Raw genomic sequence first — 13,615 nt, 5'->3', positions numbered from 1 at the left:
GTCTGAAACGCAAATGTAGTGGCATGTATTCTACCCGAATCGGCGCCAGCATTATGATAAAGGCCGTCTGAAAGCTTCAGACGGCCTGATTTACATCAATATTTTGAAACCATTTGCCGCTCAGCTGCCAATCACGCCGCCGTCGTTTTTGGTGATAACCACGGTGGCGGCGCGCGGGCGGCCGGCGGCCGCACCGTCGGGCCAGCTGGAAACGGCGGTGGGGCGGGCGGGATCGCTGTCGCCTTTTGAGGGCTCGCCCGGGTGTTGAATGTTGATAAACATGGTTTTATTGTCGGGCGTGAAAGCGATGCCGGTGATTTCGCTGCCGTTGGGGCCGGTGAGAAAGCGGCGGTATTCGTTGCTGCCCAACACGGTGGCCACCATTTGGTTGTTGCCCATGCCGGCATATTCTTTCATGTTGAGCGTGGAGGTGGACACATCGGTTTGAATCCACAACACACCTCGATTGTCGAACGCCAGGCCATCGGGGCTGCCGAAATCATCGCCGTTGATGTTGCCTTTGTGCTCCGGTTTGACAGCCTGTTTATTGCCGGCCAGCACCAAAATATCCCATTTAAATGAAAGCTTGGTGCCGTCGCCATCGGCTTCCTGCCAATGAATGATGTGGCCGAACAGATTATTGGCGCGCGGGTTGGCGGCATCGGCGGCAGGTTTGCCCGCCTCGCCGCGCTGGCTGTTGTTGGTGAGGGTGCAATAAATGCTGCCGGCGGTGAAAGGGTCGGCGGTGATCCACTCGGGGCGGTCCATCTTGGTCGCGCCCACTAGGTCTGCGGCCATACGAGTTTTCACCAGCACTTCGCCTTGGTCGGCAAAACCGTTTGCGGCGGTGAGGCCGTTTTGGCCGTGCACCAGCGCGAGCCAGTCGCCGCTGCCGTTTTCATTGAAGCGGGCAGCATAGAGCGTGCCCTCTTCCAACAGGCGCATATTGGCAGCGCGGTTGCCCGGCTGATAGCGGTTTTTCGACACGAATTTATAAATGTATTCAAAGCGTTGGTCATCGCCCATATACACAGCCAGGCGGCCGTCGGGGGCAATGGTCACTTTGGCGCCTTCGTGTTTGAAGCGCCCCAGCGCGGTGTGTTTGCGCGGTGTGGATTTGGGATCGAACGGGTCGATTTCCACCACCCAGCCGAAGCGGTTGGGCTCGTTGGGGTTTTTCTCGCTGTTGAAACGCTCGTCCACTTCGCTCCAGCGGTAGCTGTCTTCCGATTTGCCGATGCCGTAGCGTTTTTCCAAGGCGCTGATGTTGCCGCTGGGATTGGTGAAAATATCGCTCCAGTTTTCTTCGCAGGTGAGGTAAGTGCCCCAAGGTGTGTAGCCGTTGGCGCAGTTTTGCATGGTGCCCAGCACGCGCTCGCCGCGTGAATCGGCACGGGTTTTCATCAGGCTGTGGCCGCGGGCGGGGCCGGTGATGCCCATCGGCGTGTTGGCGGTGATGCGGCGGGCATAGCGCGAGGGGCGCACCACTTCCCAGCCGTTGCCGCCTTTTTTCACTTCAACAATCGACACGCCCATCGCGTTTTGGCCTTTGCGCGCTTTGTTTAAATCCCAATTGGCGCTACCGTCTTTAAACAACAAACCGTTGTCGATATATTCGTGGTTCATCGCCAGCAAGCCGTGATTGGAAGCTTGCGAACCCAGCGGCACGGGGAAATAAGCCATGCCGTCGTGGTGCATACCGGCCTGAGCCGCCTGCTCGATGGTGGTGTTGCTGCCGTCTTGCTTAAAGGCGGGCATATTGCCGGCGATGCCCACGGGGTCGCCCCATTTATAGAATGCGCGGGCGCTGTAGCCTTCGGGCACTACCACTTTGTCTTCAGTCGAAAACGGCACCGGGCGGAAACCCAGGCTGCGCGCGCGCGGCATATCGCTGCCCAACACTGCAGCCTGCGCCGGATTGGCCAAGCCCAACACACCGAGCGGCAAAGCCGCAGCCACGCCCAATGCACCGCTGCTTTGCAGCATGGCGCGGCGCGACAGATGTGTATTCATCACTTGCGAAAATGCCGCATTGCCGCTCTCATTGCTGATTTCGTCGGCGTGGCTGTTTTTAATCAAATGGTTTTTCAGTGGTTTGCCCATGGTTCGGCCCTTTGTCTTTTTCGTTAATAATCATTACTCGGTGATGCATCTGCAAAACAGGGCAAGCTTAAAGGGCACAGATGACAGTTTGATGTGAATTTAATGACGCTTTTATGACAGAAAGGCCGTCTGAAAGCTTTTCAGACGGCCTTTGGCATTATGCAAAAATCCCGCAGCAAGCGCAGTTTGCATATGGGGTAAATGCCATAAACGCGCATGTATTTGTTCATACAACAACAAGGCCGTCTGAAAGATTATGGTTTCAGACGGCCTTGTTTTAGGGTGGTTTATTTAAATTGACATGAAACCTTCAGACGGCCTTTTGTGCAATACAAAAAATCCCGCAGGCTTTCGCGCTGCGGGATTTTGCCGGTTAAAGCATGTCGGTTTCAGACGGCCTTACATCATACCGCCCATGCCGCCCATACCCCCCATGCCGCCCATATCAGGCATGGCCGGTTTGTCTTCCGGGATTTCGGCAATCATGCATTCGGTGGTCAGCATCAGGCCGGCGATGGAAGCGGCGTGTTGCAGCGCAGAGCGGGTTACTTTGGCAGGGTCGAGCACGCCCATTTCAATCATGTCGCCATATTCACCGGTGCCGGCGTTGAAGCCGAAGTTACCCTTGCCTTCCAACACTTTGTTCACCACCACGCTGGGCTCGTCGCCGGCATTGGCCACGATTTGGCGCAGCGGCGCTTCGATGGCGCGCAACACGATTTGCACGCCGGCTTTTTGGTCGGCATTGGCCACGGCCACATTGTCGAGCGAAGAGCGGGCACGCAACAGCGCCACGCCGCCGCCGGCAACCACGCCTTCTTCAACTGCGGCGCGGGTAGCGTGCAGGGCGTCGTCTACGCGGTCTTTCTTCTCTTTCATTTCCACTTCGGTGGCCGCACCCACTTTAATCACGGCCACGCCGCCGGCCAATTTGGCCACGCGCTCTTGCAGTTTTTCTTTATCGTATTCGCTGGTGGCGGTTTCGATTTGCTGGCGGATTTCTTTCACGCGCGCATCAACTGCTTCTTTGTTGCCCAAGCCGTCGATAATGGTGGTATTTTCTTTGCCCACTTCGATGCGTTTGGCTTGGCCCAAATCTTCCAACGTGGCTTTCTCAAGCGACAAGCCCACTTCTTCGGCAATCACGGTGCCGCCGGTGAGAATGGCGATGTCTTGCAGCATGGCTTTGCGGCGGTCGCCAAAGCCCGGCGCTTTCACGGCCACGGTTTTCAGAATGCCGCGGATGTTGTTCACCACCAAAGTGGCCAAGGCTTCGCCTTCCACATCTTCAGCGATAATCAAGAGCGGGCGGCTGGTTTTGGCCACTTGCTCGAGCACCGGCAGCAAATCGCGGATGTTGCTGATTTTTTTGTCGAAAAGCAGCACAAACGGGCTGTCGAGCGCAGCGATTTGTTTTTCCATGTCGGTGATGAAATAGGGTGACAAATAGCCGCGGTCAAACTGCATGCCTTTTACCACTTCCACTTCGTTTTCCAGCGATTTGCCGTCTTCTACGGTGATCACGCCTTCTTTGCCCACTTCGTTCATGGCTTTGGCGATGATTTCGCCGATGGATTCATCAGAGTTGGCGGAAATCGAAGCCACTTGGGAAATTTCTTTTGATTTTTCCGGCACCGGCTTGGCGATTTTTTTCAACTCATCCACCAAAGCCACCACGGCTTTGTCGATGCCGCGTTTCAGGTCGGTGGGGTTCATGCCGGCGGCCACATATTTCATGCCTTCTGCCACAATAGATTGCGCCAGCACGGTGGCGGTGGTGGTGCCGTCGCCGGCCACGTCTGAAGTTTTAGAGGCCACTTCTTTCACCATTTGCGCGCCCATGTTTTCGAATTTGTCTTTCAATTCGATTTCTTTGGCTACAGACACGCCGTCTTTGGTGATGTGCGGGCCGCCGAATGCGCGATCCAGCACCACGTTGCGGCCTTTGGGGCCCAAGGTTACTTTAACGGCGTCGGCCAATACATTGACGCCTTTTACCATTTTTTGGCGCACTTCATTGCCGAATTGTACGTCTTTTGCTGCCATGTTGGATTCTCCGAATAAATAGATTGATAATCTTGAAACAGGCCGTCTGAAACATTTGCAGGCTTTCAGACGGCCTTAGGTTTTTGTGTGGATAAAGATTATTCCACGATGCCGAAAATATCTTCTTCGCGCATTACCAACAGCTCTTCGCCGTCGGCTTTCACGGCCTGGCCGCTGTATTTGCCGAAAATCACTTTGTCGCCGACTTTCACATCCAGCGCGCGGCGTTGGCCGTCTTTGCCGACTTTGCCTGCGCCCACGGCAATCACTTCACCCATATCGGGTTTTTCAGCGGCCGAGCCCGGCAAAACGATGCCAGAGGCGGTTTTCTCTTCAGCTTCCAAGCGTTTGACAACTACACGGTCGTGCAGGGGACGAATGGTCATGTGTATGCTCCGATAAAAATAAACAAAACAAATACCTGCAAGCAGGCTTTCATAAATAGCGGTTTGCTTTTCACAATAAAAAACAAACCATCGTATAAAGGTGTGATGCTACATAAGGCTGGATGCGGTAAATTCAAGCCCCGGCAGATAATTTTTTCAGACGGCCTGAAAAACAATCTGCTCAAAATTAAATAATCATCCGCTTGTTTGAAACTAGCTTTCCATTTAAAGCAAAAACACCACATTCTGATATTTTTCAACCATTGGCACAAAACATGGTTTTATATTTCTAAAAAGCATAAATCTACGATAAAAACCTATTTAAACAAAGAAATATATCACATTAAAACCACCACCAAACAAGCGCCTTTCTTACATTGTTGCCAATTTTCAATACCTGTTCAAAAAAATAGATATTAATATTCATTGACAGATTTATACCGTTGTTTATAAATTGCACCCACACATGGCCGCGCACAAACAGCGGCCACACTTGACAACAATTTGGAGGAGAAACCGATGAAACCCACACACGCAAGCTGGAAATGGGCGGCAGGCGCCCTGATTGCCCTTTCGCTGGCAGGCTGCAGCAAAGGCGGCGACGAAGCCGGCGCACCCAAGCGCCCCGAATGCATCGCACCGGCCAAGCCCGGCGGCGGCTTTGATTTAACTTGCAAGCTTGCGCAATCGGGCTTGAAAGACACCGATTTGCTCAAAGCGCCGATGCGCGTTACCTATATGCCCGGCGGCGTGGGCGCGGTGGCCTACAATAAAATCGTGGCCAACGATTCGGCCAACAACGATGCCATTGTGGCCTTTTCCACCGGCTCGCTGCTGAATCTGGCGCAAGGCAAATTCGGCCAATACACCGAAAAAGACGTGCGCTGGCTGGCCGCGGTGGGCACCGATTACGGCATGGTGGCGGTGAATGCCGAATCACCTTATAAAACGCTGGCCGATTTGGTGGCCGCGCTGAAAGCCGACCCGAAAAAAGTGAGCTTCGGCGCGGGCGGCAGCGTGGGCGGACAAGACTGGATGCAAACGGCCATGCTGGCCAAAGCCGCCGGCATCGACCCGAAAAACATGACTTATGTGGCGCTTGAGGGCGGCGGCGAAGCAGTCACTGCGGTGCTGGGCAACCACATTCAAGTGGTGAGCGCGGGCATTGCCGAAATGGGGCCGCACATCGAATCGGGCAAAGTGCGCGTGTTGGCCGTGTTTGCCAAAGAGCGCCTGGCCGGCAAACTGGCCGATATTCCCACCGCCAAAGAGCAGGGCTATGACGTGGAATGGCCGGTGATCCGCGGCTATTATATGGGCCCGAAAGTGAGCGACGAAGCGTTTAACTGGTGGAAGGGCCGCTTCGATAAAATGCTGGCCGACCCGAAATTCGCCGAACTGCGCAGCCAGCGCGATTTGCTGCCTTTTGCCATGACCGGCAGCGAATTGGAGCAATATGTGTTGCAGCAAACCGAAGCCATGCGCACGCTCTCGCAGGAATTCGATTTGATTAAAAAATAAACGCAATGCGCCGTGCCTGCCTGCACGGCGCATTGTGCATTGCCCGCCTTTCGCAGCCGGCTGTTTGGCAGTCTGCGGTGGATGAGGTTGAAAAGCAACAAACACACGCTGCACACACAAAGGATTTCCCCATGAATATCGAACGCTGGTTCAGCGGCTTGTTGGCGCTTACCGCCATCGGCCTGCTCACACTGGCATGGGGCTACACCGCCCCCATTGCCTACGACCCCATCGGCCCGCGCCCCTACCCCATGCTGATTTTGTCGCTATTGGCGCTGGGCTGCATTTATCTGGTGGTGCGCCCGAGCACACTCACCCACGCCCTCAATTTGGGCTACACCAAAGCCATTTTGAAAAACATCGGCTTGTGCATGGCTTTTTTATTGGCTTATGCGCTCACTTTCGAGCTGCTCGGCTTTCCGCTGGCCACGGCGCTGATGGCGTTTGGCGTGGGCAAGCTCTTTGGCGGCAGCAGCAAAGCCTGCCTGATTTCCGGCATCGCGCTGGGCGCACTGCTTTATGTGCTGTTTGACCTATTGCTCGATGTGCCGCTGCCTTTGGGCTTTTTCGGCTGAACGGGGAAAGATAAATCATGGATACTTTTCAATATTTGATGGACGGCTTTCAGGTGGCGCTGATGCCGAAAAACCTGCTGATTGCGCTGATTGGCGCTTTTATCGGCACCATCGTCGGCCTTTTGCCCGGCTTGGGGCCGATCAACGGCGTGGCGCTGCTGCTGCCTTTTGCGTTTGCGCTCGGCCTGCCGCCGGAGAGTGCGCTGATTTTGCTCGCTGCGGTATATTTGGGCTGCGAATACGGCGGGCGTATTTCCGCTATTCTGATTAATGTGCCCGGCGATGCGGCGGCGATTATGTCCACGCTCGACGGCTATCCGCTGGCCAAACAGGGCAAGGCGGGCATTGCCCTGTCGCTCTCGGCCATGAGCTCGTTTATCGGCAGCACCATCGCCACCATCGGCGTGGTGCTGTTTGCGCCGCTGCTGGCCAATTGGGCGATTGCTTTCGGGCCTGCCGAATATTTCGTGCTGATGGTGTTTGCCATCACCTGCTTGAGCGGCTTGGTGAGCGATCAGCCGGTGAAAACCATGGTGGCCGCCTTAATCGGCCTGAGCCTGGCCATGGTGGGGGTGGACGCGGTAACGGGCGTGTATCGCTTTACTTTCGACTCGGTGAATCTGAGCGACGGCATTCAATTCACCACCATTGTGATCGGCTTTTTCAGCATCAGCGAAATTCTGATTATGCTGGAGCACACCGCCACCGGCCAGAAAATCATGTCGCAGGGCAAACGCAGCCTGTTTAACCTGAAAGAATTCATGTTCAGCTTCGGCGCGATTATCCGCTCGGGCATCACCGGCTTTATCGTCGGCATTCTGCCCGGTGCCGGCGCCACCATTGCCAGCGCCATGACTTATTCCACCGAGCGCAAAATCGCCGGTGAAAAAGGGCGCTTCGGCGAAGGTGATTTGCGCGGCATCGCAGCACCCGAGGCGGCCAACAATGCCTCGGCCTGCGGCTCGTTTATCCCCATGCTCACGCTGGGCGTGCCCGGCTCGGGCACCACGGCGGTGATGCTGGGCGCGCTCACGCTCTACAACATCACGCCCGGCCCGCAATTATTCAGCGAGCAGCCCGATATTGTGTGGGGTTTGATTGCCTCGCTCTTCATCGGCAACGTGATTTTGCTGGCGCTCAATATTCCGCTGGTGGGTTTTTTCGCCCGGCTGTTGAATGTGCCGAACTATATTCTGATTCCGGCCATCGCCACGGTGAGCTTTGTGGGCGTGTATGCCATTCACAGCACCACTTTCGACCTGATTTTGATGGTGGCGCTGGGCGTGTTCGGCTATATGCTGCGCAAGCTCAATTTCCCGCTCTCGGCACTGATTTTGGGCTATGTGCTGGGCGAAATGATGGAATCGAGCCTGCGCCGCGCGCTGTCGATTTCGCAAGGTGATTTGGGCATTTTGTTTCACGGCCCGATTGCCATCACGTTGTGGGCGCTGAGCGCGCTGATGGTGGCGCTGCCGTTGATGCGCCTGCTGCGGCGCAAGAAAAAAGCAAGCGCTTAATCATGCAAACACGGCCGCATCATGCGGCCGTGTTGCTGCTTTTGCCATCAATCGGTCTATAATACAAATAAACTTGAGGCCGTCTGAAAAGCTTCAGACGGCCTCAAGTTTGATTCCACATTTTTTCGCTATACTGTGCTGCTTTTATACTTTTATATATAGTGGAATGAAAGAAAAACTTATACAGGCGCATGTAGCAAGCCATATGCAGAAGCCGTTTAAACCGCGTGCGTGGCTGCGCCACACACCCTACACATGATGCTAAATTTCTTATTTTTGTATAAGTTTTTCATTCATTCCACTATATTTTCCAAGTTCGGACCCTTTCGCCATGCATGCTTTCAGCCGCTTAATTTTCGGCTTTCTCACCGCCTTGGCCGGCGCGCAATTGGCTTTGTGGCTGCATCTGCCCTTGCCCTGGCTTTTGGGACCCTTGCTGCTCACGGCCGTGTGCTCGGCGCGCGGCTGGCCGATTAGCGGCCACACGCTGTTTCGCAATGCCGGCCAATGGTGCATCGGCACCTCGCTGGGGCTTTATTTCACGCCGGCCATGCTGGGCGTGATTGCCGTGAATATTCCCGCCATTGCCGCAGCCGTGCTGTTTGCCCTTTTGCTCGGTGCGTTGGGCGCGGCGGCTTATTACCGCTTCGGCGGCGTAGATTTTCAGACGGCCTGGTTTGCTTCGGCCATCGGCGGCGCCAGCGAAATGGCCAATTTGGCGGTGCATTACAAAGCCCATGTCGAGCAAGTGGTGTCTGCACACAGCCTGCGCGTGTTGCTGGTGGTGGTGATTATCCCGTTTGCCTATCAGTTTTTGGGTGTGCACGGCATGGACGATGGTGGCACGTTTGGCAAAAATCCTGCCGTTTACGGCGGCGGCCTGCTGGCGCTGGTGGCTTGGACGGGCTTGTTCGGCTGGCTGTTTAAGCGTTTGGGCTGGACCAACCCGTGGGTGTTCGGCCCTTTGCTCGCCACCATCATCCTCACCGCCCAAAATATCCATTTATCGGCCATTCCGCCGGCGGTGCAATATTTGGGGCAATTGTTTATCGGCTGGTCGCTCGGCAGCAAATTCACGCCCGGCTTTTTCAAACGTGCGCCGCGCTTTCTCACCACCGTAACCCTCACCACGCTGGCCGGGCTGCTGCTCACCACCGCAGCCGCTTGGGCGCTGAGCCGCGCCACGCAGCTGCCCTATCCTGCCGTGCTGCTGGGCATGGCGCCCGGCGGCATTGCCGAGATGACCATCACCGCAAAGGTGCTGCATTTGAGCGTGCCTTTGGTGACCGTGTTTCACGTTTGCCGCATGGTGTGCGTGCTTTTGAGCACGGGGCCGCTTTATCGGTTGCTGGTGCGGCGCATGCGCACATCAAAGCCGGCCTGATCAGACGCATGATAATTTTGATCAACTGACCTGCCGGCTTGATGGATGCGCTTTATGTTTATCCCAGAGGCCGTCTGAAAACCGTTTTCAGACGGCCTTGCTGCCTGTTGATAGCACATCTTCAACATAAGAAAATAAAACGGGGCAACGCCGCGCCGGTTTAAATCATGACCTTATAAATTTTAAATCATGACCTTATAAATAAAGAAAAGAAAATCAATTCCACGTTCGATTTCCAACAATAAACCCGAGGCCGTCTGAAAAGTTTTCAGACGGCCTCGGGTTTATACCCATTCCCAAAAGCAAGCTTATAAAGTACAGCATAGATATAGTGGCATGCAAGAAAAAGTGATACAAAGCCACGCACTATCACGGAGTAGGTTGGGTTGATAAACCCAACGTTTCAGTCGGCTTGTTGGGTTTTCAACCCAACCTACCCGTTGTGTCACTTTTTTATGCATTCCACTATAGTATGACAAGGCCAGAAAACGCCATAAGGTGATTTTTTTGGATGGGTGTCATCAAGCCATCGAGCGCACCTGCCGCGGGCACACATGATATTGCTGCTTGAATGCCTTGCTGAAGCTTTCCAGATGCCGGTAGCCCGCGGCTGCGGCCGCTTCGTTTACGCGCGCGCCGGCGAGCAGCGCCCGATAAGCGCGGGCAAGCTTGAGGCGGCGCAGATAGTGGGCGATGCTCACGCCGTGATGCTCCTGAAAATTGCGCTGCAAAGTGGTGGTGTTGCAATGGCAATGTGCCGCCATCTGCGCCAGTGGCCAATCATCGGCCTGCCCGCTGTGCAAAAGTGCGGTGAGCCGGTTGACCCTTTTTTGTTGCGCCACCGGCAGCCCGCCGACATGCCCGCCTTGCAACACCAGCTGCTGCGCCACTTCGGCAAGCAGCGCCACGGCAGCGCTTTCCTGCTGCAAGCGGCGCACGGGCAACGGCAGCCTCTGCGTTTCGGCCGCTTCGATTTGCGCGGCCAGCACGCGCATGTGCGGGCTGACCTGAAAATAGCGGGCCTGCAAATGCTGCGTCGGCGGCAACGTGAGCCAGGCCGGTTGCGCCGGCCAACCGTTGCAGCAGGCCGCCCACCAATCCAGCCCGACAAACAGTACCAATTCATGATGTTGCGCCTGCACTTTGAAATGCTTGCCGCCGCATTCTCCCTTCAACACCGGCAGCCACACGCCGTCATACGCCGCTTCTTTTCCAATGCCGATTTCCGTGCCGCCCACACTCAGGCGGCTGCACCCGGCCAATGAAAGCACCACCCGCAAATCGGGTGCAAAGTGAATCAGCGGCAAATCCACGCGCTCGGCCACCTTGAAATGTGCCGACTTCACCGACAAGCCTTCGCGCAAATGCCAGCTTTCCACCGTGCCGCACAAATGCGGGTGCGGGTTGCGCCGGCGCGCTTCGTTTCCTGATAAAGCCGCAGAAGAAAACGGCGCACTATCCGCCATCTGAGCGTTGGTTTCCACCATTGCCATGCTGTTTTGTCCTTTCACGCGGCACGCTGCCTTTTTCACAGGGTAAAAAATTGCTTTTCACCGCAGGTTTTACCGCCGCGTTCTGCTAATATATGAATGATATTGATTATCATAACATATATTAAAAACCACATCGATGATAAAACCCGCATCCTGTTTGCCATATTTGTTTTTGCAGCTGCGTAAGGCCGTCTGAAAGCCTTATACCTATTCAAAAAAGTAAGCTAACTAGGCGGCGAGCCGCAGACAGTACAACCCGTACGGCAAGGCGAGCCAACGAAGTTAGGTTATTTTTTTTGGGTTGGTCTTATGCAGGCAATCGAATCTACACAACCCTTGACCTTCCGGAGCCTTTTTAATGCCTACCCCGCAATTGCGTTTGCCACTTCTCTCTCTCAGCCTGCTGGCAGGTTTTGCCCATGCCGAAACAGCCGAGAGCACCGCCGAATTAGGCACTGTTTACGTAACCGCCGAGCGCCAATTGCAGCAATCGCTGGGCGTGTCGAAAATCTCGGCGCAAGATTTGGAAAAGCAGCCGGTAGTGAACGACATTTCCGAGCTGGTGCGCACCATGCCCGGCGTCAACCTCACCGGCAACACCGCCACCGGCCAGCGCGGCAACAAGCGCCAGATTGATTTGCGCGGCATGGGGCCGGAAAACACGCTGATTTTAATCGACGGCCGCCCGGCCACCTCGCGCAATTCGGAGCGCATCAGCATGCGCGGCGAGCGCAACACCCGCGGCGACAGCAACTGGGTGCCGGCCGAAGCCATCGATTCGATTGAAGTAATCCGCGGCCCCGCCGCCGCCCGCTACGGCTCCGGCGCCATGGGCGGCATGGTGAATATCGTCACCAAAAAAATCACCAACGAATTCAGCGGCAGCCTGAATTACTACACCAACCAGCCGCAAGACGATGACGAAGGCGCCACCAACCGCGTGGGCTTCAACCTGAGCGGCCCGATTGTGAAAGATGTGTTGTCGTTCCGCATCTACGGCAGCGCCAACAAAACCGATGCCGATGATGCCAACATCAATGCCGCCGCCGGCAATGCCGATGCCGCCGGCGTGGAAGGCGTGCGCAATAAAGACATCGCCGGCCGTCTGCATTGGAAAATCAGCCCCGCCCAAAGCCTCACCTTCGACACCGGCTTCAGCCGCCAAGGCAATATTTACAACGGCGACACCCAAAACAGCGACACCCACCCCGCCGCCGAAGCCTTACGCACCAGCCTTATCGGCTCGGAAACCGCCCGCCTCTACCGCAGCAATTTCGCCCTCACCCACACCGGCGCCTGGGATTGGGGCGACACCAAATCGTATATCAGCTACGACCGCACCACCAACAGCCGCCTGCCCGAATATCTCGCCGGCGGCCCCGAAGGCAGCTACAGCAGCGATGAATTCACCAACAGCTACCTGAAAAACCTGCGCCTGAGCAGCGAAGCGCATATTCCGTTTGAATGGGGCGTGCCGCATGTATTGACGGTGGGCGCCGAATTCACCGACAGCCGTCTGAAAGATGCCTCATCCAACCGCCAAAGCTTCACCGACCAAGGCAACACCGACATCTTCGACGGCATTTCCGCCACACGCGGCAGCAATGCCTCGCAACGCGAATGGGCCGTGTATGCCGAAGACAACATCGCCCTCACCGAGCGCACCCACCTCATCCCCACCCTGCGCTTCGACCACCACAGCAAATCCGGCGGCAACGTGAGCGGCGGCCTCAATTTTTCACAACAACTGGGCGAATATTGGCTGGTTAAAGGCGGCATCGCCCGCGCCTACAAAGCGCCCAACCTTTATCAAACCGACCCCAATTTTATTCTCTACACCCGCGGCAACGGCTGCCCCATCGGTACTTCAGGCCGCTGCTACTACATGGGCAACGCCGATTTGAAGCCGGAAACCAGCTGGAACAAAGAAATCGGCGCCGAATTCAATAAAAACGGCTGGCAGGCATCGGCCACTTATTTCCACAACGCCTACCGCAACAAAATCGTGATCGGCGACGTGCTGGTTGCCCAAAGCGATTTAGGCAACGCGCTCTACCAATGGAGCAACACCCCCAAAGCCACCGTGGCCGGCGTGGAAGGCAACTTGGTGGTGCCGCTGCATGAGCGCTTGAAATGGAACAACAATTTCACCTATATGCAAAAATCGGAAGACTACCAAGGCAACCCCTTATCGATGATTCCGAAATTCACCTTCAACAGCACCCTAGCGTGGACGCCCACCGAAAAATGGGATGCCAACCTCACCTTCACCCAATACGGCCGCATCAAGCCGCGCACCGTGGCGGTGAACCGCACCGAAAACAGCAACGGCCTGAGCACCAATGAAGTGGGCAGCTACGGCCTGTGGGGCATCAATGCCGGCTATCAATTCAACAAACACACCAGCGCCCGCGCCGGCATCAGCAATATTTTCGACAAGAAAATCTACCGCACCGCCGACGGCGCACAAACCTTCAACCAACACGGCCGCGCCTTTTACGGCAGCCTGAAAGTGGGGTTTTAAGATTTAAGGCCGTCTGATACCAATTCAAAAAAGTAAGCTAACAAGGCGGCGAGCCGCAGACAGTAC

The 13,615-nt window shown here is 55.7% G+C and carries 9 protein-coding genes; 5 read left to right on the top strand and 4 right to left on the bottom strand.

Annotated elements, in window-relative coordinates; genetic code table 11:
• Positions 1–120: 120 nt before the first annotated feature.
• The 3 genes from EV680_RS06960 to groES form a co-directional block, all read right to left on the bottom strand.
• On the bottom strand, positions 121–2,103 hold the full coding sequence (locus tag EV680_RS06960) for a PhoX family protein (RefSeq protein ID WP_132954025.1): 1,983 nt from the start codon (positions 2,101–2,103) through the stop codon (positions 121–123).
• Positions 2,104–2,502: 399 nt separating this feature from the next.
• Entirely contained in the window at positions 2,503–4,149 is a 1,647-nt protein-coding gene (gene groL / locus EV680_RS06955; RefSeq protein WP_132954024.1) for a chaperonin GroEL, read from the bottom strand.
• A 98-nt stretch (positions 4,150–4,247) separates the two neighbouring features.
• Complete coding sequence (gene groES / locus EV680_RS06950) at positions 4,248–4,535, bottom strand: co-chaperone GroES (RefSeq protein ID WP_132954023.1); 288 nt, start codon at positions 4,533–4,535, stop codon at positions 4,248–4,250.
• Positions 4,536–5,054: 519 nt separating this feature from the next.
• On the opposite strand from groES, the gene EV680_RS06945 reads away from it, so the two are divergent.
• The 4 genes from EV680_RS06945 to EV680_RS06930 all read left to right on the top strand — a co-directional run bounded on the left by EV680_RS06945 (position 5,055) and on the right by EV680_RS06930 (position 9,532).
• Complete coding sequence (locus tag EV680_RS06945; RefSeq protein WP_132954022.1) at positions 5,055–6,056, top strand: Bug family tripartite tricarboxylate transporter substrate binding protein; 1,002 nt, start codon at positions 5,055–5,057, stop codon at positions 6,054–6,056.
• Between the two features lie 131 nt (positions 6,057–6,187).
• Entirely contained in the window at positions 6,188–6,631 is a 444-nt protein-coding gene (locus tag EV680_RS06940; RefSeq protein WP_132954021.1) for a tripartite tricarboxylate transporter TctB family protein, read from the top strand.
• A 17-nt stretch (positions 6,632–6,648) separates the two neighbouring features.
• Positions 6,649–8,148: a tripartite tricarboxylate transporter permease gene (locus tag EV680_RS06935; protein WP_132954020.1), complete on the top strand. Its 1,500-nt coding sequence runs from the start codon at positions 6,649–6,651 to the stop codon at positions 8,146–8,148.
• A gap of 331 nt (positions 8,149–8,479) precedes the next feature.
• Entirely contained in the window at positions 8,480–9,532 is a 1,053-nt protein-coding gene (locus EV680_RS06930) for an AbrB family transcriptional regulator (protein WP_132954019.1), read from the top strand.
• A 521-nt stretch (positions 9,533–10,053) separates the two neighbouring features.
• Here the strand turns inward: EV680_RS06930 and EV680_RS06925 are convergent.
• On the bottom strand, positions 10,054–11,043 hold the full coding sequence (locus tag EV680_RS06925) for a helix-turn-helix transcriptional regulator (RefSeq protein ID WP_132954018.1): 990 nt from the start codon (positions 11,041–11,043) through the stop codon (positions 10,054–10,056).
• Positions 11,044–11,383: 340 nt separating this feature from the next.
• Here EV680_RS06925 and EV680_RS06920 point away from each other — a divergent pair, with 340 nt between their 5' ends.
• Positions 11,384–13,549 carry a FepA family TonB-dependent siderophore receptor gene (locus tag EV680_RS06920; protein WP_132954017.1) on the top strand — a complete coding sequence of 722 codons (2,166 nt, stop codon included), beginning with the start codon at positions 11,384–11,386 and terminating at the stop codon, positions 13,547–13,549.
• Positions 13,550–13,615 lie beyond the last annotated feature (66 nt).

This window comes from Uruburuella suis, assembly GCF_004341385.1.
GTDB lineage: Bacteria > Pseudomonadota > Gammaproteobacteria > Burkholderiales > Neisseriaceae > Neisseria > Neisseria suis.
Note: the sequence above shows the minus strand (reverse complement) of the source record. Positions and strands in the feature narration are given on the sequence as shown.